General features: G+C 61.3%; 24 protein-coding genes and 1 pseudogene. 19 read left to right on the top strand and 6 right to left on the bottom strand.

Annotated features, from left to right (window positions below):
* Both ASD31_RS04020 and ASD31_RS27060 read left to right on the top strand, forming a co-directional pair.
* Window positions 1-659 (top strand): IS3 family transposase (locus ASD31_RS04020; protein WP_056329750.1); only part of this gene is annotated, 659 nt, incomplete at its 5' end.
* A 256-nt stretch (window positions 660-915) separates the two neighbouring features.
* Window positions 916-1,790: pseudogene (locus ASD31_RS27060) on the top strand (aldehyde dehydrogenase family protein).
* 319 nt (window positions 1,791-2,109) lie between these two features.
* Here ASD31_RS27060 and ASD31_RS27055 read toward each other — a convergent pair.
* The 3 genes from ASD31_RS27055 to ASD31_RS03995 all read right to left on the bottom strand — a co-directional run bounded on the left by ASD31_RS27055 (window position 2,110) and on the right by ASD31_RS03995 (window position 5,236).
* Complete coding sequence (locus tag ASD31_RS27055; RefSeq protein WP_056329715.1) at window positions 2,110-2,427, bottom strand: hypothetical protein; 318 nt, start codon at window positions 2,425-2,427, stop codon at window positions 2,110-2,112.
* A gap of 897 nt (window positions 2,428-3,324) precedes the next feature.
* Window positions 3,325-3,567 carry a 30S ribosomal protein S21 gene (gene rpsU, locus ASD31_RS25145; RefSeq protein WP_082520396.1) on the bottom strand — a complete coding sequence of 81 codons (243 nt, stop codon included), beginning with the start codon at window positions 3,565-3,567 and terminating at the stop codon, window positions 3,325-3,327.
* A 196-nt stretch (window positions 3,568-3,763) separates the two neighbouring features.
* Window positions 3,764-5,236 carry a PLP-dependent aminotransferase family protein gene (locus ASD31_RS03995; protein ID WP_056329710.1) on the bottom strand — a complete coding sequence of 491 codons (1,473 nt, stop codon included), beginning with the start codon at window positions 5,234-5,236 and terminating at the stop codon, window positions 3,764-3,766.
* A 140-nt stretch (window positions 5,237-5,376) separates the two neighbouring features.
* Between ASD31_RS03995 and tauA the strand changes: the two genes are divergently transcribed.
* The 14 genes from tauA (at window position 5,377) to ASD31_RS03925 (ending at window position 20,511) form a co-directional block, all read left to right on the top strand.
* The gene (gene tauA / locus ASD31_RS03990) at window positions 5,377-6,393 is read left to right on the top strand and encodes a taurine ABC transporter substrate-binding protein (protein WP_056329707.1); all 1,017 of its coding nucleotides are present in this window, start codon (window positions 5,377-5,379) and stop codon (window positions 6,391-6,393) included.
* A gap of 92 nt (window positions 6,394-6,485) precedes the next feature.
* Window positions 6,486-7,301 carry a taurine ABC transporter ATP-binding protein gene (locus ASD31_RS03985; RefSeq protein WP_056329704.1) on the top strand — a complete coding sequence of 272 codons (816 nt, stop codon included), beginning with the start codon at window positions 6,486-6,488 and terminating at the stop codon, window positions 7,299-7,301.
* Entirely contained in the window at window positions 7,294-8,121 is an 828-nt protein-coding gene (locus tag ASD31_RS03980) for an ABC transporter permease subunit (protein ID WP_056329702.1), read from the top strand. Before ASD31_RS03985 ends, ASD31_RS03980 begins: the two co-directional genes overlap by 8 nt.
* A 112-nt stretch (window positions 8,122-8,233) precedes the next feature.
* Window positions 8,234-8,620 carry a nuclear transport factor 2 family protein gene (locus ASD31_RS03975; protein ID WP_156392501.1) on the top strand — a complete coding sequence of 129 codons (387 nt, stop codon included), beginning with the start codon at window positions 8,234-8,236 and terminating at the stop codon, window positions 8,618-8,620.
* Between the two features lie 17 nt (window positions 8,621-8,637).
* Window positions 8,638-10,038, top strand: a complete 1,401-nt coding sequence (locus tag ASD31_RS03970) for an NAD(P)/FAD-dependent oxidoreductase (protein ID WP_056329699.1) — start codon at window positions 8,638-8,640, stop codon at window positions 10,036-10,038.
* 43 nt (window positions 10,039-10,081) lie between these two features.
* Complete coding sequence (xsc, locus tag ASD31_RS03965) at window positions 10,082-11,857, top strand: sulfoacetaldehyde acetyltransferase (RefSeq protein WP_056329696.1); 1,776 nt, start codon at window positions 10,082-10,084, stop codon at window positions 11,855-11,857.
* Window positions 11,858-11,934: 77 nt separating this feature from the next.
* Window positions 11,935-12,972, top strand: coding sequence for a YeiH family protein (locus tag ASD31_RS03960; protein ID WP_056329693.1), 1,038 nt, complete (start codon window positions 11,935-11,937; stop codon window positions 12,970-12,972).
* On the top strand, window positions 12,972-13,985 hold the full coding sequence (pta, locus tag ASD31_RS03955) for a phosphate acetyltransferase (protein ID WP_056329691.1): 1,014 nt from the start codon (window positions 12,972-12,974) through the stop codon (window positions 13,983-13,985). Before ASD31_RS03960 ends, pta begins: the two co-directional genes overlap by 1 nt.
* A 124-nt stretch (window positions 13,986-14,109) precedes the next feature.
* Window positions 14,110-15,192 carry a DJ-1/PfpI family protein gene (locus ASD31_RS03950; protein WP_244483751.1) on the top strand — a complete coding sequence of 361 codons (1,083 nt, stop codon included), beginning with the start codon at window positions 14,110-14,112 and terminating at the stop codon, window positions 15,190-15,192.
* Window positions 15,193-15,508: 316 nt separating this feature from the next.
* Window positions 15,509-16,324: a DUF3313 domain-containing protein gene (locus ASD31_RS03945; protein ID WP_082520399.1), complete on the top strand. Its 816-nt coding sequence runs from the start codon at window positions 15,509-15,511 to the stop codon at window positions 16,322-16,324.
* Between the two features lie 353 nt (window positions 16,325-16,677).
* A complete protein-coding gene (locus ASD31_RS03940; protein WP_056329686.1) occupies window positions 16,678-17,589 on the top strand; it encodes an ABC transporter substrate-binding protein in 912 nt (303 codons plus the stop codon).
* An 83-nt stretch (window positions 17,590-17,672) separates the two neighbouring features.
* Window positions 17,673-18,836 carry an ABC transporter permease gene (locus ASD31_RS03935; RefSeq protein WP_056329682.1) on the top strand — a complete coding sequence of 388 codons (1,164 nt, stop codon included), beginning with the start codon at window positions 17,673-17,675 and terminating at the stop codon, window positions 18,834-18,836.
* The gene (locus ASD31_RS03930) at window positions 18,833-19,771 is read left to right on the top strand and encodes an ABC transporter ATP-binding protein (protein ID WP_056329680.1); all 939 of its coding nucleotides are present in this window, start codon (window positions 18,833-18,835) and stop codon (window positions 19,769-19,771) included. Before ASD31_RS03935 ends, ASD31_RS03930 begins: the two co-directional genes overlap by 4 nt.
* Window positions 19,768-20,511, top strand: a complete 744-nt coding sequence (locus ASD31_RS03925; protein ID WP_056329677.1) for an ABC transporter permease — start codon at window positions 19,768-19,770, stop codon at window positions 20,509-20,511. Before ASD31_RS03930 ends, ASD31_RS03925 begins: the two co-directional genes overlap by 4 nt.
* Before the next feature lie 18 nt (window positions 20,512-20,529).
* On the opposite strand, the gene ASD31_RS03920 is transcribed toward ASD31_RS03925, so the two are convergent.
* Window positions 20,530-21,867 (bottom strand): aspartate aminotransferase family protein, encoded by a 1,338-nt coding sequence (locus ASD31_RS03920; protein WP_056329742.1) that lies wholly within the window; start codon window positions 21,865-21,867, stop codon window positions 20,530-20,532.
* A 142-nt stretch (window positions 21,868-22,009) separates the two neighbouring features.
* Between ASD31_RS03920 and ASD31_RS03915 the strand changes: the two genes are divergently transcribed.
* From ASD31_RS03915 to ASD31_RS03905, 3 genes are all read left to right on the top strand, one after another.
* The gene (locus ASD31_RS03915; protein ID WP_056329674.1) at window positions 22,010-22,558 is read left to right on the top strand and encodes a cupin domain-containing protein; all 549 of its coding nucleotides are present in this window, start codon (window positions 22,010-22,012) and stop codon (window positions 22,556-22,558) included.
* 224 nt (window positions 22,559-22,782) lie between these two features.
* Entirely contained in the window at window positions 22,783-23,952 is a 1,170-nt protein-coding gene (locus ASD31_RS03910; protein ID WP_056329672.1) for a zinc-dependent alcohol dehydrogenase, read from the top strand.
* A 131-nt stretch (window positions 23,953-24,083) separates the two neighbouring features.
* Window positions 24,084-24,518 carry a low affinity iron permease family protein gene (locus ASD31_RS03905; protein WP_056329668.1) on the top strand — a complete coding sequence of 145 codons (435 nt, stop codon included), beginning with the start codon at window positions 24,084-24,086 and terminating at the stop codon, window positions 24,516-24,518.
* 78 nt (window positions 24,519-24,596) lie between these two features.
* On the opposite strand, the gene ASD31_RS03900 is transcribed toward ASD31_RS03905, so the two are convergent.
* Window positions 24,597-25,088 (bottom strand): hypothetical protein, encoded by a 492-nt coding sequence (locus tag ASD31_RS03900; RefSeq protein ID WP_056329665.1) that lies wholly within the window; start codon window positions 25,086-25,088, stop codon window positions 24,597-24,599.
* Between the two features lie 35 nt (window positions 25,089-25,123).
* Complete coding sequence (locus tag ASD31_RS03895) at window positions 25,124-26,332, bottom strand: adenylate/guanylate cyclase domain-containing protein (RefSeq protein WP_056329662.1); 1,209 nt, start codon at window positions 26,330-26,332, stop codon at window positions 25,124-25,126.
* Window positions 26,333-26,356 lie beyond the last annotated feature (24 nt).

The following is a 26,356-nucleotide window of genomic DNA, read 5'->3' as shown; positions in this document are numbered from 1 at the left end:
GTTTCGGGTATCGACGCATTCACGTCATGCTGGATCGGCAGGGCATTGTCATGAACCTGAAGAAGCTCAGACGGCTCTATCGGGAAGAAAAGCTGACCGYGCGCAAACGCGGCGGTCGCAAGCGGGCTTTGGGAACGCGGCGACCTTTGGCACTACCGTCGCGACCCAACGAGCGCTGGAGCCTCGATTTCGTCAGCGACGCATTCACGGATGGTCGTCGCTTTCGCGTCCTTGCCGTTGTTGACGACTTCACCCGCGAATGCCTGGCGCTGGTCGCCGACACCTCGCTCTCCGGTCGGCGGCTTGCACGCGAACTCGACGCCGTCATCGCCCAACGAGGGAAGCCGCGAACGATTGTCTCCGACAATGGCACGGAGATGACGAGCATGGCCATTCTCGAATGGTGCCAAAGCACTCACGTCGAATGGCATTACATCGCGCCGGGCAAGCCGATGCAGAACGCCTTCGTAGAAAGCTTCAACGGCAGCTTCCGTGACGAATGCCTCAATGAAACACTGTTCTCGTCACTGACCCAGGCCAGGACGGAAATCACAGCATGGAAGGAGGACTACAATCGAAACAGACCACACTCTTCACTGGGCAACATCACACCCAGTGAATTCGCAATGAAAATGGCTATGGAAAAACTGGCCGCCTAAAGTCACATTGAAAACCCAAGACTCTCCTGAAAACTGGAGGGAAGATGGGTCTCAGGTCANGCAACATCACACCCAGTGAATTCGCAATGAAAATGGCTATGGAAAAACTGGCCGCCTAAAGTCACATTGAAAACCCAAGACTCTCCTGAAAACTGGAGGGAAGATGGGTCTCAGGTCATAATCTAATCTGAAGTGGCTTTTCCTCCTCGATGGCTTGAGAGTTGAGCTCGGCCATTGCCTCGACCTGCATGTATCGGTGTTGAAGCCGCCATTTGTCGTTGGCCTCGAGGAGCACGGCCCCAGCGGCAAGGGTGCCAATGCCGGCACAGCACTGGTCAAGCATCCGGACGTCGATCTGGTGACCTTCACCGGAAGTGTCGCTACCGGTACCCGCATCATGCAGATGGCTGCAGAGAATCTGACCCGGGTGAATCGCGAACTCGGCGGCAATGCGCCCGCGATCGTTCTCGCCGACGCAGATCTCGACCTCGCGGCCAAGGCCATCCATGCCTCCCGCGTGATCAATACCGGTCAGGTCTGCAACTGCGCCGAGCGACTCTACGTCGACGAGTCGGTGCACGACGCCTTCGTTGCAAAGTTGAAGGTTCTTTTCAAACAGACGCGCTGGGGCGACCCATCCGAAACGGACGACCTCGACATGGGGCCGCTCATCAATCGCGCCGCCTCGACAAGGTCGAGGCAGCCGTGCGCAAGGCAACCGAAGAGGGCGCCCGCATCGTGACCGGCAGCAATGTGACCGGTCAGGGCAAGGGCCATCATTTCGAGCCGACGCTGATGGTTGGCGCGACCGCTGCCATGGAGATCATGTGTCGCGAGACCTTCGGCCCCGTTCTCCCGATTCAGGCTGTGAAGAACCTCGACGAGGCGATCGCGCTTGCCAACGACACCGAATACGGCCTGACCTCGTCCATCTATACGAACAACATCAACTCGGCGCTGCGTGCCTGCCGTGAGTTGAAATTTGGCGAGATCTATATCAATCGCGAGAATTTCGAGGCGATGCAGGGGTTCCATGCGGGTCGCAAGAATTCGGGCATCGGCGGGTCGGACGGCAAGCATGGCCTCTACGAGTTTACCGAGACCCATGTAATCTACATCCAGGGTCAGTAGCGCTCATGGCTGCAGGCCAGGGGGCACCCTTCGGCCTGAATTCGTGCTGAAGGCTTATCCATCAGAATGTGCCGGAACCATCCGGGGTATTCCCGCGTGGTGAGCGGGCGGGTGCGACGATGTCGGCTGTCAGGACGCGGCGAAGCCATCGCTTCAGCCGCCTTGAGGACGGTAGCGGAATGGGCAGCTATCAGCCAGGATCAGCCAATAGCGGGCTGACGGCTGCCGGCCCCGAAACGGTCATTGTGTTGATCGCCGGGCTCTGATATTCGGCCGGGATCTTGTCCTTGAGATTCGGAACAAGCCGAGGGCAGGTTGCTCATGTTGAAGGCGTCGATGCGTACTTTGCCGGCGGCCGCTTCTGTTCATGATCCAGACCGCTCATCTCCACGCCCGTCGCCTTGAGGCCGTACTTCTTCGGGAAGTTCTCGGCCATAGAGACGATCTTGCCGGTCGCATCGATGACGGTGATCGGCTCCTCCTTCTTGGTCGCCTCGATCAGCGCCTCCAGCGAATATTCGCTATCCGGATGCCGATTTCCTTTGCCTCTTGCGCCTTGGCGCCTGCCCATCGCCAGAACCGAAACGCCGGCAGCATGTAGATCGAACAGCGTCCGGCTTTCGCGCCGCGTCGACATCGTTAATATCGGCATAGACGATGTCAGCTATCGGCTGGCTACGCAGAATTCGATACGCTTATCACTGTATTGGCGGCTGATGCGGGCCTTTGGCCTTGCATCCGCCCAAACGGTCGATTGTCCGCAGCGACGAATGACCGGAATCCAACCGATTTCGGCGGCCGCTACTCCCTAAACCTAAGTTTGGATTACCGGCACTGGAGGGCCGCTGTAGCGTTGTTGAGAGCCGCACCAAGAAGCGTTTGCGGAGTTCAAGGCCTGTCGCGACGCCGGTGAACAGCCGTTGTCGACAGAGAAGAAGATTCTGCACATCGAGGAACAGGGCGATGACGCCACAGCCATCCTCTATCGTACAGGACGGGCGGCGAATGGCGCGTTGCCGGCGAAACGGTTCTTCCTTGGCCGGACTTGGCCACGGTTAAGGGTTTCCTGCCGCCCCGGGAGAAATGACGCCAATTCTGCCGAAGTGATTGAAGACGGCCTCCGACAATTCGCCGTCTTCAATTCCGGCGTTCGGCGTGCCCAAACCCGCCATCTACCGGCGGTCGGATCGGCTGGCCTATCCAGCCGACAGCTTTATCGCCCATGTCGATGATGACCAAGCAACCGGCGGATGATCTCACCCTGGATACAGGCGGGAATCACTGAGGCTGCCCGAACTTAACGGTATAGGGATCGCCACCGGCCGTCGCGCTGGACTCGGCAGGGAGATTTACGCTGGCGTGGATGTGTGCGGTCGCCGGCGCTCCGTTGTCGCCCGCATCAAGAGCCTAAAAGGCCTTTGAGTTCCTGCCCTCGAAGCCCGCGGATCGGCAGGCGCTTCAAGTCGGCTCTTCAAAGTCGGTCGGCCTGATTGCAGGCCTTCCGATCTTTGGTTGGAAACCGCAAAACGTGCGCTTACTTTCGGCCGGAAGGTCCAGCCTTCTTGGGAGCCGATATGCCGCTTTCACGGTCAAGCTTCTTGCGCGCAAGCTTGCGAACGCGCCTGATGCCTTCAGCTTTTTCGCGGGCGCGCTTTTCGGAAGGCTTTTCAAAATGCTCCCGAAGACGCATCTCGCGGAAAACACCCTCGCGCTGCAATTTCTTTTTCAAGAAACGAAGCGCTTGATCAACGTTGTTGTCACGTACCAGAACTTGCAATGTAAACTCCTAGGTTTGTTGCAGCTGTCATAGAGGCATGCGCTTCAACGATCAAGGCTTCGAATTATTTCGTTTCCAGTTCATCAGCAGGATTCGAACCGTGTCGCAGACGGTGTCGTTCTGGTCGGCCAGACCGGCGATGCCCTCGGGGGATCGAACGTCACGTCCAATCATCAATTGTCTAGCGGAAACGTCGCTACCCAAGGCGATCGATGCGGGCTCGTACGCGTGCGACGCCTTCTGCTATATTTGCGCGGGCTATCGAGGAGTATCCCATCCGGAAGTAGCGGCAGGCCGCTTCGCTCCTTGGAAAGAAGGGCGCTCCGGATTCGACGAGGACGCCGTCCTGGCGCAACTCGCTTACCAGTTTTTCGGCATCCAGACCTTCCGGCCCTTCCATCCAGAACGACGTGCCGCCAAAGGCGGATGCGCCGGCAATCTTGAGGTTTTCGCGCCTCAGCGCATCGGCCATGATGACATGGCGCCGGTGATATTCCGTGCGCATGCGGTGCAGTACGGCATCATAGTGACCGAGGGCGAGGAAATAGGCGGCCGTTCGCTGCAGGTGCCCGGGTGGATGGCGCAGCATCAGGGAGCGCAAGGCCCGGGCCTGGCGAATGAACGGCGCCGGCGCGACGAGGTAGCCGAGCCGCAAGCCCGGAAAGAGCGATTTGGAGAAACTGCCGATATAGAGCACGCGACCGGCGGTATCGAAGGCCTTGAGCGCCGGCGATGGCGGCGCGAGAAAGCTGATCTCGAATTCGTAATCGTCTTCGACGATCACGAAGTCCTTTTCGGCGGCGGCCTGCAGAAGCTTGAGCCTGCGGTCGATCGGCATGGTCGCGCCGGTCGGCGAGTGGTGGCTGGGCGTCACGAAGACCGCGTCGACATTCTCCGGCAGGGCATCCGCGGGCAGGCCCTCTTCGTCGACATCGACGGCCGTGACCTTGGCTCCCGTCAGCAGAAGCGACGCGCTGATATCGGGGTGGCAGGGGTTCTCGCAGACGGCACCGGAACCGGCCTCCAGGATCAGCCGCGTCACGATCCACAGCGCATTCTGCGCCCCGACGGTTACCAGGATCTCGTCCGGATTGGCATGGATGCCACGCCGTGGCAGCGTTCGCGAACAGATATAGTTGACGAGCCGCACATCGTCGGCGGCCGCAAAATCGCTGGCCATGAGGATAAAGTCCTCGCGGGCGAGCGCACGGCGGGCACAATCCCTCCAGGCATTGAGGTCGAACAGGGAAGGGTCCATCTGGCCATAGAGGAAAGGATAGGGGTAGCGCCGCCAGTCCAGCGGTTTGGAAACCTGTCGCACCACCGAAAAATCCATTTTCAGCTTACTGGTCCAATCGACCGGCGCCGTACCGGACGGCGGCCTGTCGCTCTCGAGGCCTCTGCCGGGTGGATTTCCGGCAATACGATAGGAGCTGCGATTGGCGGCTTCCACATACCCCTGGGAGACCAGTTCCTGATAGGCGAGCGTCACGGTAATACGGGAAATATTCAGGTAATCAGCAAGCTTGCGGGTCGAGGGCAGGTGCGCACCAGGCTGGAGCCGGCCGGCAAGCACGGCCGACACCACGGTTTCGCGCAGTTGCGCCTGCAAACCGAGGCCGCTCTCCCGTTCAATGAAGAAAATCGTCTCGGAAACGTTCGTCCGCACGAAGCCTCGTCTTGCCCAAGCTCATCTGGATTCATCTAACTTGAAAACTGGATATAACGCAAGTTTGGTCGCCCCTTTATCTCTTTAGGCAAGAAGACCGGGGTAAACCGGCTTAACAATAATCAAAGAGGAGGAACGAAATGCTTTTTAAACATATCAGTCGCCTTGCCGCCGCAGCGAGTATCGCCGCAGGTCTCTTCACATCGGGCGCAGCTTACGCGGAAACCCAGCTGGTCGTCGGCTATCAGCAGATCGTCGGTCCGTTCGTCGCCGCGATCGCCGATGGCCGTTTCGACGCCGCCGCAAAGGAAGCCGGCTACACGATCGACTGGCGCCAGTTCAGTTCGGCCGGCGATATCACCACGGCTCTGGCATCGGGCGATGTTCCGATCGGCGTGCTCGGCTCCACCGGCACCGCATCCGCCGCGACCCGCGGCGTCGACCTGCAGCTCTTCTGGATTCTCGACAATATTGGCAAGTCGGAGGCTCTCGTCGCCCGCGAGGGTTCGGGCATCACCAAGCCCGAGGATCTCAAGGGCAAGAAGGTTGCCGTGCCCTTCGTCTCGACGTCGCATTTCCACCTTCTGGTCGGCATGAGCAAGGTCTGGAATATGGATCCCCGCGAGGTGGAAATCCTCAATCTGAAGCCGCCGCAGATCGTCGCCGCCTGGCAGCGTGGCGATATCGATGCGGCCTATGTCTGGCCGCCGGCTTTGTCGGAAATTCTCAAGACCGGCAAGGTGATCTCGGATTCCGAAGTCATCGGCGCCGCCAGCGTCCCGACATTCGACGGTCTGGTGGTCGCCAAGGGCTGGGCGGAGGAAAATCCGAAATTCATGGAGGCCTTCACCAGGGTTCTGGCCGAATCCTACGCCGATTATAACGCCAACAAGGCCGCATGGACGGTGGATTCCCCGCAAGTTCAGGGCATCGTCAAGCTGATTGGCGGCGACGGCGCCGCCACGGTCGAGGCGCTGGAACTCCTGTCGTTCCCCGAGGCGAGCGAGCAGGCGTCCAATACCTGGCTTGGCGGCGGCGCGACGAATGCGCTCAACGAAAGCGCCAGGTTCCTCGTCGAGCAGAAGCAGATCGACAAGGCGCTCGATGATTACGCGCCCTATGTGAATTCCAGCTTCGCGCAGGCGGCTGCAAAATAGCGCATCCTCCGATCGCGCACCGGCCGTCGAAACGGCCGGTGCGGTTTCATCGCTTTAATGAACCGCGACCGAGGTGCAGGGAGGCATTTCTCATGGAAACGCTCAGCGTCAGGAACATCAGCCTAACCTATCCGGGATTGTACTCGGACCAGGCGGTGATCGCCCTGAAAGGTGTCAATCTTACCATCAACAGCGGAGACTTCGTCGTCGCGCTCGGTGCGTCGGGTTGCGGCAAGACGACCCTGCTCAATCTGATGGCAGGCTTCATGGCCCCGTCGGACGGCGACATTTCGCTCGGAAACCATCGCGTCAACGGTCCGGGAGCGGATCGTGGCGTGGTTTTCCAGAAGCATGCGCTCCTGCCATGGCTCAACGTGATCGAGAATACCGAATTCGGGCTGAAACTGCGCGGCGTCGACAAGGCGACCCGGCGGGAAATCGCCACGAGGAACCTCGCCCTTGTCGGACTGCAGGACTTCCACAAGCACATGATCTATCATCTCTCCGGCGGCATGCAGCAGCGTGTCGGCATTGCCAGGGCGCTGACCTGCGATCCTGCCATGCTGTTGATGGACGAGCCGATGGCAGCGCTGGACGCGCTGACGCGCGAAACCATCCAGGAGCTGCTCCTCAAGGTGTGGGAACTCACCAACAAGATGTTCTTCTTCATCACGCACAGCGTCGAGGAAGCGCTCTTCCTCGGCTCGCGGCTGATCGTCATGTCGCCACGCCCCGGGCGCATTACCCATGCCTACGAACTCGATTTCAATCGTCGCTTCCTTGCCGACGGAAATGCCCGCGCCATCAAGTCGAGCCCCGAGTTCATCAGCATGCGTGAAGAGATTCTCGGCATCATCTATGGCGACGAGCGCCAGTCTGGCAATCCGGAGGTCGTCCATCATGCTTGATAGAGTGACGCGGGCCAAGCCCGCCAAGGCCGGCAAGATCTTCGGCGCTCCGGGCGATGGCAATAGCGGCCTGATCAGCCTCCTCACCGCGCTCGTCCTGATCGGCCTTTGGTTCCTCGTGACCGGGTCCGGCTGGGTCAAGCCGCTCTTTCTGCCCTCGCCGCTGGCCGTATGGGACAAGTTCATGCGGGCGTTGACGGACGGCGTGTCCAATTCGACGCTGACGCAACACACGCTGGCCAGTCTTGGTCGCGTCTTCGGCGCCTTCCTGCTGGCGATGCTCACCGCCGTCCCGATCGGCATCCTGATGGGCGTAAACCGTTTTGTCCGCGGGCTGTTCGATCCCATCATCGAGTTCTACCGGCCGCTACCGCCGCTCGCCTACCTGCCGCTGGTCATCATCTGGCTCGGCATCGGCGAATTCCCGAAAGTGTTCCTGATTTTTCTGGCGATCTTCGCACCGATGGCGATCGCCGCCAGGGCAGGGGTGCGTTCGGTCTCGACGGAACAGATCCATGCCGCCTATGCGATGGGCGCCACACGAAGCCAGGTCATCAGCCAGGTCATCATGAAGGCGGCCCTGCCGGAGATCTTTACCGGCATGCGGATCGGCATCGGCGTCGGCTGGACGACGCTGGTGGCGGCGGAAATGGTCGCCGCCAACCGAGGCCTCGGCTTCATGGTACTCAACGCGGCCGAGAATCTCGAAAGCGACACGGTGATCATGGGCATTTTCATCATCGGGATATTTGCCTTCGCCTTCGATCTTTTGATCCGCTACCTCGAGAAGGTGCTGATACCCTGGAAGGGGCGCCTGTAACCGGCGGCGAGCAGCGCCTTCCACCTTATTCGAACCGACCATGGACCTCACGAAAGACGGCGAACCCGTCTGCGGCGAAGCCATGCGCCAAGACAAGCCAAAGGAATTGACGATGACTGTCACCGCAACCGATCTCGAAGCCCTGTTTGATGCCTTCAACCGGCACGACATCGACGGCGTCATGCGCTTCTTCTCCGATGACTGCGTCTTCAACGCGGTTGGCGGTCCTCATGTCTACGGCACGCGCTTCGAGGGTCCCGAGCCGATCGCCAAGGCTTTTAGTGGCGTGTGGGAGACGATGCCGGATGCGCGGTGGGACCATCACAGCCATTTCGTGCAGGGCGATCGCGGCGTCTCGGAATGGGTCTTTTCCGGCACCGCCGGGGACGGCAACCGCATCGAGGCGGAGGGCTGCGACTTGTTTACCTTCAAGGACGGCAAGATCGTCCGCAAGCAGGCGTTCCGCAAGAACCGCCCGCTTGTTCAGCCTCGGTACTAGGCAGCGGAGTAGGACCCATGGAAGCGCAGACCACCATCTCCAGAGCCGGCAGGGAACCCTACGACCCGGCCTATGATCCCGAGCATGCCCGCAGCCCGGGCACCGGCAAGGATTACGCTCCGACCTACTGGATCGGAACCGCCGGGCCCTTCCCGGAAGATGATGGGCCCATCACGCGCGATATCGACGTCGATGTGGCGATCATCGGCTCCGGCTATACCGGCCTTTCCTGTGCCATCCACCTGGCGCGCGAACACGGCATCAAGGCAACGGTGATCGAGGCGAACGGCGTTGCCTGGGGCTGCAGCACCCGCAACGGCGGCCAGGCCCAGATTTCCGCCGGCCGCCTGAAGCGATCGCAATGGATCGCGCGCTGGGGTGTCGATGTCGCAAGGAAAATGCATGCCGAAATGGCGGAAGGCTTCGATCTGTTCCGTTCGCTGATCCGCGAACCGGAAATCCAGTGCGACCCGCAGGACGGCGGCCATCTCTACATTGCCCATCGCGACAAATTCCTTCCCGGCCTCGAGAGCGAGGTTCGCGTCCTCAATGATATTTTCGGCTATCGTGCTCGCATGGTCTCGCGTGATGAGCTTCACCGCGATTTCGTCCGTGACGCCGAGGCCCGGGGCGCGATGCACGAGCCGGACGGCATAGGCATCCACGCCGCCAAACTTGCCTTCGGATATCTCACACTGGCGCGACGGCTAGGCGCCAGGGTGCATACGTCCAGCCCGGTGCTCGACTGCACGACCCGGGATGGCGTCCACTATTTGCGTACGCCGGGCGGCACGGTGCGGGCGCGCGCCGTGTGTATCGCCACGGCCGGCTACACCTCGCCGGACATGAATGCGCTCACGAAACGCCGGCTAATGCCGATCCTGTCGAATTCGATCGTCACGCGGCCCCTGACGGCAGGCGAGCAGGAGACTTTGAACTTCAGGACGCGCATTCCGCTTACCGATACCCGCACGCTGCGCCACTACTACCGCATGCTGCCGGACGGCCGCGTGCAGATCGGCAGCCGCAGCGCGATCACCGGGCGCGACGCCGCCAACCCGAAGCATCTCGAACTGCTTCTGGCAGGTCTCTACCGAAAGTTCCCGGTCCTTCGCGGCATCGAGATCGACTATTCCTGGTGGGGATGGGTGGATGTCAGCCACGACATGATGCCGCGCATCTTCCAGCCGGACCCGAAGCAGACGTTGTTCTATGCGCTGGGCTATGGCGGCAACGGCGTCATGTATTCCGCCCAGGCCGGCCGCCGCATGGCCCAGATGGTCGCCGGCAAGGGCGGTGGTCTCGACCTTCCGATCTTCACCTCGCCGCTGCCGGGCCACGGGTTGCTGACCCCGTTCAGGCGGCTCGGCCAGTGGGGGATGTACCGCTGGTACTACCTCCGGGACGAAATTCTCTAACCGCAAGAAAAGCATCAATTCCGACAGGGAAAGGAACACCGCCATGAAAATGACCACCGAGGAAGCCTTCGTCAAAGTTCTCCAGATGCACGGCCTCGAACATGCCTTCGGCATCATCGGCTCGGCCATGATGCCGGTGTCGGACCTTTTCCCGAAGGCCGGCATCAGGTTCTGGGACTGCGCCCACGAGACCAATGCCGGCATGATGGCCGACGGCTTCAGCCGCGCGACGGGAACGATGGCGATTGCGATCGGCCAGAACGGCCCGGGCGTCACCGGCTTCATCACCGCGATGAAAACGGCCTATTGGAACCATACGCCGCTGTTGATGGTGACCCCGCAGGCGGCCAACAAGACAATCGGCCAGGGCGGCTTCCAGGAGGTCGATCAGATGGCGATGTTCGAGGAGATGGTCTGCTACCAGGAGGAGGTGCGCGATCCCTCGCGCATTCCCGAGGTGCTGAACCGCGTGATCGAGAAAGCGATCCGCGGCTGCGCGCCGGCACAGATCAACATTCCGCGCGACTACTGGACCCAGGTGATCGACGTCGATTTGCCGGCGATCGTTCGCTTCGAACGTCCGGCCGGCGGGCCGCAAGCCATCTCCGAGGCCGCGAAGCTGCTTTCGGAAGCGAAGTTTCCGGTTATCCTCAACGGCGCCGGTGTCGTCATCGGTGGTGCCATCGGGGAGTCCATGGCGCTCGCCGAGCGGCTGGACGCGCCCGTCTGCTGCGGTTACCAGCACAATGATGCCTTCCCCGGCAGCCACCGCCTGTCGGTCGGCCCGCTCGGCTATAACGGCTCCAAGGCGGCCATGGAACTGATTTCCAAGGCCGATGTCGTGCTGGCGCTCGGCACCCGTCTCAATCCCTTCTCGACGCTGCCGGGCTACGGCATCGACTATTGGCCGAAAAATGCCTCGGTCATCCAGGTCGATATCAATCCCGACCGCATCGGGCTTACCAAGAAGGTCTCCGTCGGCATTTGCGGCGATGCGAAACAGGTGGCGCGCCAGATACTCGAACAACTGTCGCCCTCCGCCGGCAATGCCGGCCGCGAGGAACGCAAGGCGACCATCCACCAGACGCGTTCGGCCTGGCAGCAACAGCTATCCTCGATGGATCACGAGGACGACGATGTCGGCACCGAATGGAACGAGACCGCGCGCCAGCGCGAGCCGGACCGCATGTCGCCGCGCCAGGCCTGGCGGGCAATCCAGGCGGCACTGCCGAAGGACGCGATCATTTCGACGGATATCGGCAACAACTGCGCGATCGGCAATGCCTATCCGACCTTCGAGGAGGGCCGTAAATATCTTGCTCCCGGCATGTTCGGCCCCTGCGGCTACGGCTTCCCATCGATCGTCGGCGCCAAGATCGGCTGCCCCGACGTGCCGGTGGTCGGGTTTGCGGGTGATGGCGCCTTCGGCATTTCGATGAACGAGATGGGCGCGATCGGCCGCGAGGGCTGGCCGGCGATCACCATGGTGATCTTCCGAAACTACCAGTGGGGCGCCGAGAAGCGCAACACGACGCTCTGGTACGACAATAATTTCGTCGGCACCGAGCTCAACCCCAACCTCAGCTACGCGAAGGTGGCCGAGGGCTGCGGGCTGAAGGGGGTTTCCGTCGATACGACGGCAGCTCTCACCGAGGCACTTTCCAATGCCATTGCCGATCAGGCTCGCGGTGTGACCACCTTTGTCGAGGTCATTCTCAACCAGGAACTCGGAGAGCCCTTCCGTCGAGACGCCATGAAGAAGCCCGTGCCGGTTGCGGGCATCGACCGCGCCGACATGCGCCCGCAGACGCGGGCCTGAGCGCGCGTGATTTTCTCCCGCCCGGCTTGACCGGGCGGGATTTCAGCGGCCTTGCACCCATAGACCGGAACGAGATCATGAATATAGCCACCACTGTCCACGACCGTTTCCGGGGCGTATCTTCGGGATTTTCGACCTATTGGCCGGGCCTTGCCGTTACCGCCGCCGTGGCCGTGGCTGCACAGTTCGTGTCTGATCATTATGGCGCGCCGGCCATGCTCATGGCGCTCCTGCTCGGCATTGCTTTCCACTTCCTCTCGGAGGAGGGACGTTGCGTGGCCGGCATCAATGTCTGCGCAAAAATGGTGTTGCGGATCGGCGTGGCCTTGCTCGGCATGCGCATCAGCGTCGATCTTCTGATCGGGCTGGGCGCAAGCACCATCCTGTTGCTCGTTTCGGCGCTGGTGGCCACCATCTGTTTCGGCTTGCTCACGGCAAAGCTGCTTGGCCGAGGCTGGCGGCTGGCACTCCTCACCAGCGGTTCCGTTGCCATCTGCGGTGCCTCCGCCGCCATGGCCATTGCCGCCGTACTGCCGAGAAACCAGTTCTCCGAGCGCAATCTGATCTTCACGGTCCTGTCGGTCACGGTGCTTTCGACCCTTGCGATGATCGCCTATCCGATCCTTGCCCAGACCCTCGGGATGGACGCGCGCGCGACCGGCATCTTCTTCGGTGGCACCATTCATGACGTCGCCCAGGTGGTCGGTGCCGGCTTCTCGGTCTCGCCGGAAGCAGGCGAAACGGCGACGCTCGTCAAGCTGATCCGCGTCACCATGCTGGCGCCGGTTGTGCTGGTCTACTCGATCGCCCTGCGCAACGTGCCGCAGCCTGAGGGGGAACTCGGCCAACGGCCACCGCTCGTGCCGGGCTTCGTTATAGTCTTCCTGATCCTGGCCGCCGCCAATTCCTTCGGCTTCGTTCCTGAAATGGTCGCGAAGGCCGGTATGGAAACCTCGCGTTGGGCCTTGCTGGCCGGCATCGTCGCCGTCGGGATGCGGACATCTTTGCGCCGCGTGCTCGATGTCGGTGGCGACGCCGTGGCCCTCATCGTCGCCGAAACCGTGTTCATCGCCGTCTTCATACTCGCCGGCATTCACTATCTGGGGCACGCCTGATGAAACCGCTCGACCACATCCTCGAAGCCGCGCGATCCGCACCCCGTCACATTGTGCTCGCCGAGGGCGAAGACCCGCGCATCGTCGAGGCGGCAGTCCGGGCCGTGCGTTCGGGCATCGCCGAAATCACGCTGGTCGGACGTCGCGCGATCGTCGATGAGCGCCTTGCCGTGGCCGGCGCGAAGCCGAACGAAATCCACGTCCAGGACCCGGCCTCGTCTCCGCTCACGACGCGCCTTGCCGCCGCCTATCACGCGCTTCGCAAGAGCAAGGGCGTCGATGCTGCCGCTGCGGCCGAGGCCCTCCGCTCGCCACTGGTCTTCGCCGCCATGATGGTGCGCGAGGGAGAGGCCGACGGAACGGTGGGTGGCGCGGTGGCGACCACCGCCGATACGGTGCGGGCAGCACTCCAGACCATCGGACGTGCGCCCGGCGTCGGTCTGGTGTCGAGCTTCTTTCTGATGATGCTGTGCGAGCCTCATCACGTGAAGAAGGGCGCCTTCGTCTTTGGTGATTGCGGGCTGGTGATCGATCCCGATGCGGCCGGGCTCGCCGATATCGCGGTCATGTCCGCGCATTCCTATGAGACGCTCGCCGGCAAGCCCGCCAAGGTGGCGATGCTGTCCTTCTCGACCGCGGGCAGCGCCGCCCACGAGCGCGTCTCCAAGGTGGTGGAGGCAACACGCCTCGCGCATGCCGCCGCACCCGATCTCGCCATCGACGGCGAACTGCAGTTCGACAGTGCCTTTGTCGAGGCCGTCAGCGCAGCCAAGGCGCCGCAGTCGGCGCTCCATGGCGAGGCCAATGTCTTCGTCTTTCCAAATCTCGACGCCGCCAATATCGGCTACAAGATCGCCCAGCGGATCGGCGGTGCCACCGCCATCGGCCCCATATTGCAGGGCCTCACCAAGCCCGCCAACGACCTCTCGCGCGGCTGCAATGCCGACGACGTCTTCCACATGATCGCCGTCACGGTCGTGCAGGCTGCTGCGGGCGCAAAACCGCTCGCGTGAACTTCCTTCGACTGCACCTGGTCTCCCGGGGCTTGGGCGGCATCGAGGTAGAGGCGAGCTGGCCTCCGGCCTGTCCGTCAGCGAACTTGGCTCTCCGAAATCACGTATCTCTCACGATGTGTTGATGATGGCAGGTCGAATAATCCTCCTCGTCAGGTGTCTTTCCCAGCAGAGGAACAAAGTCCTCGCACCAGACACAGGGAGAGACATGATGTGCTTCGCAGTTTCCGCAGCCTTTTCCTGGAGCCCATCTCCGGAAATCGGAAACTTGCCTCGAACAGGAAGGCGGCTCGGCATGAAATGCCGCCTGTCCAAAGCATTCACCGAGCGCCGTCGGCCGGCTGAATGCTTGCTCGATCATACCTCCCAAAGCCCGCAAAATCAGGACAAGATTATGATAGATCTCGACCGCCGCACCACGACCTTTCTTGCGCTTCTCGCACCCTTTTTCGCCGGTGTTGCCGCAGCGCAGACTTCGGCAGATAAAATGTCCGACATGGAACGGGACATGAGCAAGGTGCCCTGGAGGGGGAATGAGCAGATCGCGATGCTCATCTATCCGGGGATGACCGTAATGGACCTGATCGGGCCCCACTGCATGTTCGGCTCTCTTATGGGCGCGAAGATCGATCTGGTTGCCAAGACGCTCGAACCCGTCACGAGCGATGCGGGGGTGACGATCATTCCGAGCGCCACCTTTCAGACCTGCCCTCTTGATCTTACCGTGCTGTTCACGCCGGGAGGCACGGACGGTACGCTCGCGGCAGCCGCGGATCCCGACACGCTCGCCTTCATGGCGGATCGGGGTGCGAGATCGAAATATGTCACCAGCGTCTGCTCCGGTTCGCTGATCCTGGGGGCGGCAGGATTGCTCAAGGGCTACAGGGCAAGCTCGCACTGGTCCTGCCGGGATGCGTTGGCCGGGTTCGGCGCGATCCCGACCGACGCCCGCGTCGTGCGCGATCGCAACAGGATTACCGGCGCGGGGGTCACTTCGGGTCTCGATTTCGGCCTTTCCATGGTCGCCGAGTTGCGCGGTCAGATCTATGCCGAATGCACCCAGCTCGTCAGCGAATATGATCCCGACCCGCCGTTCAATGCCGGGTCGATGAAGACCGCTCCTGCGGATGTAAAGGCCGTCATGATCAAGCTCCTGGAAGGTTTCACACAAAAAGCCGAGGCGCTGGCTGCCGCATCGCGGATCTGAGATCCGTCCGAAACCGGACGCAACGGCAGTCCCGTGAAATATCCCTGATGCGGTGCCGATTGTTTTTGCGTCGAAGAGTTCCCGCAATCTCGATGGCGCAGCCCACGCATGGAAAACGTGGGATGAATTCGGGGGGCGGATATCGTCTGAAGGAAGAATGATGCGCCTGTAATGCTGCGGCAATCCTTCCTTCGCAAGGTCGCTCCAGTTGTCCAGAACGGAGTCCAGAAGCGTGCGCAGCAAACCCTCGTTTATATCACTCCTCCCCTCTGCGGCGCGCCTGCCGATCGTTCCTTTCCGCTCCCTTTATGCGGTCATGTTCATCATCTCCGTGGCCAGCGGATGCACCTCGGTGCCTTTGAAACAAGGAGGTACGCTTACGTCCTACGGCAGTCTTGGCGCGCCCAAGGGAAAACTGTCCAAATCCCGCATTTATGTTGACGGGCAACGACTGGCCGCCGTGAAGACGGTCAGCATCATGCCGACAAGCTTCTCCTTCAGCGCGGCCTCGCATGTCTCGAAGGAAGCCGATCGCGCCCTGGTGTCCAACGTGCTGGACCGCGCGCTTTGTGTCGCGCTCAGCGACAAATACCAGCTGGTTTCCGCCGGCCAGCCCGCAGATCTGACCATACGATCCGTCATCACCGATATCGTGCCGACGAACAAGGCAATGGCTGGCATTGCGACCGCCGTGACCGTCGGCAGCGGCTTTGCCTTGCCCTCCGGGGTGCCCGTCAGTGTGCCGCGCTTGCCCTTCGGTCTTGGGGGGCTGGCCGTCGAAGCGGAAGCCGTCGATAGCAGTGGCGACCAGAGTGCGGCGATACTCTGGTCGCGCGGGGCAAATTCGTTTCAGGACAAGCCCCGATATTCCGAGGTCGGAGACGCCTATAACCTGGCGTCGAGATTCGCGAATGATTTTTCCCGGATATTGATTTCCGGCAAGGAGCCGAAAGGATTGAACCTCTCGCTGCCTTCGAGGCAAAGGATGAAGTCCTGGTTCGGCGGCAAGCCGAAATACGCCGCCTGCGATGCGTTCGGTCGGGCGCCCGGATTGCTGGGAGCCATTGCGGCCAAATACGGTGCGCCGCCCGAATGGGCCGACAAGAGGTCCAAATCGACTTCGGCGCGCTGAAGCTGCTCAAGCCTGGCGGGTCGCCGTGCGTTATGCGGCTACTTCTCCCTTGGCGGCTTGAGATCGGCGCCGGCCGAAACCTGCGTCCCTGCCGCTTCGCGACGGCAGCCTCGTAGAGTGTACGGGCGGCGTTCCTGATCGCTCCCAGCAAGGCTATTTGGGCCCATTTGGGCTTTGATCGAACTTAGACGGTTGTCGTCAAACGTCTTTGCCTGCATTCTTAGTGAGGAAAATTTCCGATAATTCCGGATTGAACGCTCGCAGGATGAAAGGTCAGCGCTACATGGCGTAGCTGTAACAACCATCTCAAATCATTCTCGCGAGTCGAGCCGCAGCCAGAGGGAACCCCCACAATGTCATTGAAAATACGATTGCTCGCTATTGCTCTTGCCGTTGGTTTGTCGGCTCCCATGGCCAGTGCCCAGGTGGTCGTATCCTCAAAGATCGATACGGAAGGCGGTGTCCTCGGCAATATCATCCTTGCCGTCCTGAACGCGAACAATATCGAGACGACCGACCGCCTCCAGCTCGGGGCGACCCCGATCGTCCGCAAGGCGATTACCGCCGGCGAGATCGACATCTATCCCGAATATACCGGCAATGGCGCGTTCTTCTTCGAAAAGGCCGATGATCCGGCCTGGAAGGATCCGCAGAAAGCCTATGAAGCCGTCAAGAAGCTTGATTACGACGCCAACAAGATCGTCTGGCTCGCACCATCCTCGGCAAACAACACCTGGGCCATCGCCGTTCGCCAGGATGTCGCCGATTCCGGCAAGCTGAAGACGCTTTCCGATTTCGGCAAATATGTTGCAGATGGCGGAAAGATCGTGCTGGCCGCGTCCTCCGAATTCGTCAATTCGGCGGCGGCCCTGCCGGCCTTCCAGACCACCTACGGCTTCAAGCTAAAGCCGGAACAGCTCATTACGCTTTCGGGCGGCGATACAGCGGCAACGATCGCCGCTGCCGCCAACCAGACGAACGGCGCAAATGCGGCGATGGTTTATGGCACCGACGGTGGTATTGCACCTTCGGGTCTGGTGGTTCTGGAAGACGACAAGGGCGTGCAGCCGGTCTATCAGCCCGCACCGATCATCCGCGAAGAGGTGCTGAAGAAGAACCCGAATATTGAAAACCTGCTGAAGCCGGTCTTCGAGAAGCTAGACCTTGCGACCCTGCAGGAGCTCAATGGCCGGGTGCAGGTGGGCGGAGAGCCCGCCAAGGCGGTTGCGGAGGATTTCCTCAAGAAGAACGGGTTTCTGAAATAATTTCCGCCCAGCTCGTTTCCCTAGCAGTCTAGGCCGGGCGCCGGTACCGCCCGGCTTTTTCATCCCGTTCGGCAGGAGGTGGATTGAAGATCAGGTTTGACAAACTCGGCGTCGTCATTGCGCTCGTGGCTGCTTGCGGCGTGTTTTCGTCCTTTGCGGTGCTGAAGCCGAACCGAATCTTGCAGGGGCAAGCTCAGTCGATTCTGGATGCGCTCCCTTCGGGGATGGGGTGGGGGCTTCTCCTTGTGCTTGTCATGGCCGGCACGGCGGCAGTGTTGCGGATGACGGCATGGGCCAAGCTGATCGCCGCGGCTGCCGCGCTTTTGGTCCTGGTTCTGGCGATGGGATATGCGGCGACTTTCCTTACGCCATCCGGCAACAGCTACGCTCGCGTTTCCCCCGCCTCGGGCTTCTGGCTGCTGCTTTTTGCCTTCGCGCTGCTGGCTGCGGACGCGATGACGCGGCTGAGGCCGCCGCCGTGGATGCGCATCCTGTTCCTGGTGATTGCAGCCTTCGGAATTGGTGGCGTGCTGATGTCCGGGAGCTGGAACGGGTTGTCTATCATGAAGGAATATTCCGGCCGCGCCGACGTCTTCTGGACCGAAGCCGGCAGGCATGTGATGCTCGCGCTCGGGTCACTGGCCGCCGCCGTCGCCGTTGGCCTGCCGCTCGGCATTTTTTGCCACCGCTTCACGGCACTAAAAGATGCCGTGCTCAACACACTGAACCTTATCCAGACCATTCCGTCGATCGCGCTGTTCGGCCTCCTGATCGGACCACTGGCCTGGTTCGCTGCAACCGTGCCAGGAGCGGCCAATATCGGTATTCGCGGTATCGGGGCTGCGCCGGCCTTCGTGGCGCTGTTCCTTTATTCGCTGCTGCCTGTCGTTGCCAATACGGTTATCGGGCTTGCCGGCGTGCCGCGCGAGGCCAATGATGCGGCACGCGGCATCGGCATGACCGATCGGCAGCGGTTGTTCGATGTAGAATTGCCTTTGGCACTGCCTGTCATCCTTACCGGCATCCGCATTGTGCTCGTCCAGAATATTGGGCTGGCCACGATCGCCGCGCTGATCGGCGGTGGCGGCTTTGGTGTCTTCGTTTTCCAGGGTATCGGGCAAACGGCCATGGATCTCGTATTGCTTGGCGCGGTCCCGACGGTGGCGATGGCTTTCGCGGCGGCAGTGGTTCTCGATGCATCGATCGAGATGAATTTCCGGGTTCAGAACGGAGCTAGATCCGCATGATCGAAATCGACGCCATCACCAAAACCTATGACGAAATTGCCGTGGTCGACGATGTTTCGATGGTGATAGAACCGCGCACGATAACCGTGGTCGTCGGCACGTCGGGCTCCGGCAAGACCACGCTTCTGAGGATGATCAACCGGCTCGTGGAACCGACGTCGGGAGAAATCCGGCTCGACGGCGATGACAATCGTTCCATGCCCGCTCATGAGCTGCGCCGCCGGATCGGCTATGCCATCCAGGGACATGGATTGTTTCCCCATCGCACGGTGGCGCAGAACATCGCGACGGTGCCCAGACTGCTGGGATGGGAGAAGCCGCGCATGGATGCGAAAGTTGCCGAGCTTCTCACGCTTTTTCAATTGGAGCCGGAAATCTTCGGGCCTCGATACCCGCACCAGCTCTCCGGCGGGCAACAGCAGCGTGTCGGCGTTGCGCGGGCGCTTGCCGCCGAGCCGAACGTGCTGCTGATGGATGAGCCCTTCGGTGCGCTCGATCCCATCATTCGCGCGAAGGCGCAGGACGATCTTCTGGCGATCCAGAAGCATTTCGGCACCACCATCGTGCTCGTGACGCATGACATGAACGAGGCTTTCCATCTGGCGAACAAGATCGCCGTGATGGACAAGGGGAAGGTCGTGCAATACGGGCCGCCGGTCGAACTGGTGCGTGCACCGACGACCGACTTCGTGAAAACCCTGATCGGCGATGCCGAGCGGCCGTTTCGGTTGCTTTCCGTTGCAAATGCCGCAGCAGCTGTCGAGCCCGGAGAGGCGGAAGGGGAGCCAATTCAGGAGGACAGGAGCCAGCAGGATGCGCTGGCCGCTCTCCTCTGGAGCGGCCGGGATGCGCTGCCGGTCGTTTCCGTTGGCGGAAAGCCGATCGGGCGTATTAAACTCTCGACATTGCTGAAACGGGCGGCGAGGCTCCAATGAGGGCCTGGTTGCCGACGGCCCTGCGCGGATTGCTGCTGCTGGCGCTGCTCGCCTTCCTGGTTTCGCCGGAGAGTTTCGAGCCGCTGCTGAAACCGCTCGTCCAGCAAGACGCTCCGGCGATCTACAACCATGGAAGCCTGCTGAGCCTCACCCTCCAGCATCTGAGAACGGTGTTCATTGCGACAGCGGCCGCCACGATCATTGCCATAGGTCTTGCAATCCTCGTCACCCGGCCGATCGGGGCGGAGTTCCTGCCGCTGTCGCGTAGCCTGGTAAATATCGGCCAGACCTTTCCGCCGGTCGCGGTCCTGGCTTTGGCCGTGCCGGCGGTGGGATTCGGCGAGAAGCCGACCCTGATCGCGCTTTTTCTCTATGGGCTGCTGCCGATTTTCGAGAATACGCTGACGGCCCTCACCAATCTGCCGCGTTCGGTCATGGAGGCGGCGCGCGGTGCCGGCATGACCGGCTTTCAACGGCTCTTCCAGGTCGAATTGCCACTCTCCCTGCCGGTCATCGTCGCTGGCATCCGCCTGTCCGTCGTCATCAATCTCTCCACCGCCACCATCGGTTCGACAGTGGCGGCAAAGACACTCGGCGAAGTCATCATTGCCGGGCTTCAATCCAACAACCTCGCTTTCATCCTGCAGGGGGGGCTGATCGTCGGCGCCCTGGCTATTCTGATCTATGACAGTCTTTCAGGCGTGGAGAAGCTGCTCACGCGCCGGGTTGGCAGGCGCTGATCTTCGACCCTCGCTTTCTCAAGCCGCACGCCTGATCGCGTCGCCGAGGATCGAAACCATGTCGTCGATATGAGATTTCTGCGCGATCAGCGGCGGCGAAAGCGCGATGATGTCGCCGGTAACGCGGATCAACAGCCCCTTTTCAAAGCAATCGGCAAAGACCTCGTAGGCGCGGGCACCGGCAGCCCCGTCACGCGATTGCAATTCGATGCCGGCGATCAGCCCGATGGTGCGGATATCGATGACGTGCGGCAGGCCCTTCAGCGAATGCAGGGCATCGTGCCAGTCGTCCTGAAGCTCGGCGGCGCGGGTGAAAAGACCCTCGTCCCGATAGATGTCGAGCGTGGCGATGCCGGCGGCGCAGGCGACCGGGTGACCGGAATAGGTATAGCCGTGGAAAAGCTCGATCTGGCCTTCCGGGCCGTGCATCAGTGCATCATGAACCTTGCGGCTGGCAAAGACGGCGCCCATCGGAATGGCGCCATTGGTCAGGCCCTTGGCCGTCGTGATGATATCCGGGCTGACGCCGAAATAATCGGTGGCGAAGCCGGCGCCCAGGCGGCCGAAGCCGGTGATGACCTCGTCGAAGATCAACAGGATGCCGTGCTTGTCGCAAATGGCGCGCAGCCGCTCGAGATAGCCTTTCGGCGGCACGAGTACGCCGGTGGAGCCGGCCACCGGCTCGACGATGCAGGCGGCAATGGTTTCGGCGCCATGTAGGCCGACCAGCCTTTCGAGGTCGTCGGCAAGCTCCGCCCCGTGTTCCGGCTGGCCCTTCACATAGGCGTTCCTGGCGAGATCATGGGTGTGGCGCAAATGATCGGAACCCGGCAGCAACGGAAAGACGCGGCGATTGTTGACAAGGCCGCCGACCGATATGCCGCCGAAGCCGACGCCGTGATAACCGCGCTCGCGGCCGATCAGCCGATTGCGGGTGCCCTGGCCGATGGAGCGCTGGTAGGCAATGGCGATCTTCAGCGCGGTATCGACCGATTCCGAGCCCGAGCCGGTGAAGAAGATCCGGTCGAGCTTTTCGCCGGGACGACCGGGGGCGATCTCGGCCAGCCGTTCGGCAAAATCGAAGGCGACCGGATGTCCCATCTGGAAGGAAGGCGCGAAATCGAGTGTCGAAAGCTGGCGTTCGACGGCGGCGGCGATCTGGCGGCGCCCATGCCCGGCATTGACGCACCACAGGCCCGCCGTGCCGTCGAGAACGCGGCGGCCGTCGGTCGAGGTGTAGTACATGCCCTCGGCCGAGGCCAGAAGGCGCGGCGCCGTCTTGAACTGGCGATTGGCGGTAAACGGCATCCAGAAACTATCAAGCGCCGGTGCATTGGGTTTGTTATGAGCGTCCATGATCTTCTCCTCTTTGGAGGGGATGTCGCCATGCTTCAGCTCAATCAACAAGTCCTTTTCTGGTTGACTCCAAGCCACTGAAAAATATGAAGTGATAACAGACAAGTTGCGATATTTCGAACAACGCAAACAGGAGGAGCGAATGAGCATCGATCTGGGAGGCCGTCTGCGGTCGTTGCGCATCGCCCATAATCTCTCGCAGCGGATGCTGGCCAAGCGTGCCGGCGTGACCAATTCGACCATATCGTTGATCGAATCCAACACGTCCAACCCTTCCGTCGGGGCGTTGAAACGCATCCTCGACGGCATCCCAATCGGGCTTGCGGAGTTTTTCGCCTTCGAGCCGGACGTGCCGAAAAAGGCGTTCTACCGATCCGATGAACTGGTCGAGATCGGCAAGGGGCCTATTTCCTTTCGGCAGGTGGGCGACAATCTTTTCGGCCGCAGTCTCCAGATCCTCAAGGAGTGCTACCAACCGGGCGCCGACACGGGCAAGGTGCCGCTGGTGCACGATGGCGAGGAGGGCGGCATCGTCCTTTCGGGCAGGCTGGAGGTGACCGTCGATGACGAGCGCCGCATATTGGGGCCGGGCGACGCCTATTACTTCGAAAGCCGCCGGCCGCACCGGTTCCGCTCTATCGGCCCTGTCGCCTGCGAAGTCATCAGCGCCTGCACCCCGCCGACCTTCTGAATGACAGGCGTGCGGGCTATTTCCGAATAGCCTTGCCTCCCGCGGCCATGTTGCGCCTGCAGCCTGCTTTCAACGAAAATCCAATTCTCCGCGCTGGAGGGATCAAAACGCGTTTTCGCGAGTTTGCGGACGTATCGGCCATTTTGAACTGGAGGAACATGGTCCGGCATCTCGCCACTTTGTCACCTTCCGCGCCGGCGGCCCCAGCAATCGAGGAGAACGACATGAAGGCGCTTACCTGGCACGGCAAAAGCGATATTCGCTGCGAAAGCGTTCCCGATCCGAAGATCGAGCATGGTCGTGATGCCATCATCAAGGTAACCGCTTGCGCCATCTGCGGGTCGGACCTGCATATTTTCGACGGGGTCATTCCATCCATGGAATCCGGCGACATCGTCGGTCACGAAACCATGGGCGAAGTGGTCGAGGTCGGTTCCGAGAACAAGGCCCTGAAGGTCGGTGACCGCGTGGTGGTTCCGTTCACCATCTCCTGCGGCGAATGCTTCTTCTGCAAGCGGGGATATTTCTCCGGCTGCGAGCGCTCCAACCCGAACAAGGACAAGGCCGCCAAGATATGGGGCAGTTCACCCGCCGGTCTGTTCGGCTATTCGCACCTGCTCGGTGGTTTCAGCGGCGGGCAGGCGGAATTTCTGCGCGTGCCCTATGCCGATGTCGGGCCGATCAAGGTTCCCGATGGGCTGACCGACGAGCAGGTCCTGTTTCTCTCCGATATCTTTCCCACCGGCTATATGGCGGCGGAATTCTGCAATATCCAGCCGGGCGATACGATCGCGATCTGGGGCTGCGGCCCGGTCGGGCAGATGGCGATCAGGAGCGCCTTCCTGCTGGGTGCGGAGCGGGTCATCGCGATCGACACCGTTGCCGAACGCCTTGCTCTTGCCCGCGAAAGCGGCGCGCTGACGCTCGATTTCCGTGATGAGGATATCTACGACCGCATCATGGAACTGACCGCCGGACGGGGCGCGGATGCCTGCATCGATGCTGTGGGAACCGAGCCCGATACCATGTCCGGTTTCGATGCGGTCGTCGATCGGGTCAAGGTCGCGACTTTCATGGGCACGGACCGGCCGCATGTGCTGCGCCAGGCGATCCACTGCTGCCGCAATTTCGGCACGGTGTCGATCGTCGGGGTCTATGGCGGTTTCCTCGACAAGATCCCGATGGGATCGGCGATCAATCGCGGGCTGACCTTCCGAATGGCGCAGACGCCGGTACAGCACTACATGCCGATACTGCTCGATCGCATCCAGAAGGGCGAAATCGACCCATCCTTCGTCATCACCCACCGGGCTACGCTTGAGGAAGGCCCCGACCTCTACAAGACGTTCCGCGACAGGAAGGACGGCTGCATCAAGGTCGTCCTCAAACCCTGATATTCATGGGAGATGGATCTGGGAAGATCTCTTCCCTTGCTGCGGTGTCGGGTAGCATATGCATGGATATCGCGGCATGGAACCAGCGGCTTGCTGGAATGTTATCGTCAGGTTCCAGCACGAGGTGTCCGATGTCCAGCAAGCCGAATTTTTTCGCAACCTTCGCCAATGGCGTCGCTCAATGGTCGGGGCAGCCGTTTGCTTTCGTTCTTGCGGTGGCATTGGTCCTGGTCTGGGCGCTTTCCGGGCCGTTCTTCGGCTTTTCCGAAACATGGCAATTGGTCATCAATACCGGCACCACGATCATCACGTTCCTGATGGTCTTCGTCCTGCAGAACTCGCAAAACCGCGACGGCAAGGCGCTGCAGGCGAAGCTCGACGAACTGATCCTCACCAGCCATGCCGCAAACCGGTTCATCGGCATCGAGAAGCTGGGCGAGGAAGAGTTGCGCGAACTGAGCGATGCCCTGGCAAAGAAAGCCACAGCCGTTGAGGACCGGGCGGATGATGCGGCTCAGAAGGAAGATGAGGAAGAAACCGGACGGGAAGTGACTGCCGCCGGTTGAGCCGGGGCTTCCAAGTCGAGCCCGTTTTTACATGTGCGGATGGATATCGGAAAAAGCCCGAAACCTGGCCCGTACTGGTCAGGCAGTGCCCATTGGGTTGGGCAGATATCCGGTAAAGCCGCTGATCTTCCAGCGTCCCTCGTGCCGGCGGCAATAATAGAGCGTCTGCCATTTCAGGATATCGATCGTACCGTCCGATCGGCTCAGGCTGCCGTCGAATTTTTTGCGGGCCAGCGCCAGATCGCCTCCAATCTCGATATCCTCGAGCGTCGTCGTCGTGAAGATGGCCTTGCGGGTGTCCTCGGCAAAGCTTTGGCCCGCGAAATCCCTTGCCTGCCGCAGCCATTCCTCGCGATAGGCGGAGAGGGAAGGGAATGCCAAGCGCCATTTGTCGGGGCTGGCCTCGCGCCTGCCGTCGATGCCGATAAAGCCATCCTCGACAAAATCGCCGGCGACTCTCGACCAGTCGGCCGCGAGAAAGGCGTCGATGTCGCGCTCGACCAGCATCTGCCAGATGGCATGACGGGAGGCATCCGATGCCGGAAAGGGATTGCGGAAGGGATCACGCATGGTGGCTCCATGTGGCTGGCAAGGATGCCCCAGCATCAAAACGCAAAAACGTCGACCGGGTCTTCGAGGCCTCTGAGATGGTGAGGTCCGAGGCTTTCCAGTTCCCCGCCGCAGCCCGCTTTTTCCACGAAGGCGCGTGACAGCAGGACGGGGCGTTTCAGTTCCTTGGTCAGGCTTTCCAGCCGCGAGGCGATATTGACGGCCGGGCCGATGACGGTGAAGTCGAGGCGGCTGCGCGAGCCGATATTGCCGTACATCACGTCGCCCACATGGACGCCGATGCCGTAGCCGAGCGGCTTGTGCCCGTTCTTCGTCATCTCCTCGTTCAGCACGGTCATTTCCGCCTGCGCCTCGCGGATCGCCTTGAGAAGGCGATTGCAGGCAGCGTCATTGGCAAGGGGAAAGATCGCCAGAAGCCCGTCTCCCATGAATTTAAGAATTTCGCCGCCATGTTGTTCGATCGGTCCCGCCATCGCATCGAAATATCCGTTCAGGATGTCGATGACGTCGTCGCGCGGCCAGAGATCGGAGAGACCGGTAAAGTCGCGCAGGTCGCAGATGAGGATCGCCGCGCCCACCGTCACGCCGCTACCGCGCGTAGTGGCGCCGGCAAGGATCTGTTCGCTCGCATGCGGCCCGACATAGGTTTCGAGCAATGTGCGGGCAAGACGGCTTTTCAGGCGGATTTCGCTGACCAGCGCGAAAGCGGGCAGAAGCTCGGCAAGAAAGGCCAGGTCGTCGTCCGTGAACCCGCCTGGCCGATCGGCGGCAAAACTGATGATATGCTGCTTGCCCAGCGTATGCTGCAGCGGCCAGGCGATATAATCGGTATGTCCCTCAGCGCGCAGTTCGTCGTAGATCGGGTAGGACAATTCGCCCGCACCCGGTTCAAGGCGCTGCCGAACGGCGGTGGCACCGTCATTAAGCTCATGGATTGGGCTGTGCTGATATTGCGGCGTTGCCTCGAAGCCGTATCCGACCGTGTCGATCTCCGCCTTATCCATGCCTCTCTGCCAGAGAATGCGCGCCCCGAACCACTGCGGATGAAGAATGCGGAAATGCAGCGTGCCGCGTGAAACCGGTATGCCGGCTTCGTTCAGCCTGTCGCAGAGTTCCACGAAGATGTTGTCGATGAACCGCTCGTCGCGGGTCTCCATCATCAGCCAGTCGATGAGGCCTCGGCTGGGCGCCGCCTGGGGCTCGGCGGTTTCATGGCGAAGGCTGGCACTGGTTGGAAACTGCATGGCTGCATCCCGTCATGATTTCGG

The sequence above is a fragment of the Rhizobium sp. Root482 genome (assembly GCF_001426565.1).
Lineage (GTDB): Bacteria > Pseudomonadota > Alphaproteobacteria > Rhizobiales > Rhizobiaceae > Pararhizobium.
This window is presented reverse-complemented; position numbering and strand designations above follow the sequence as displayed.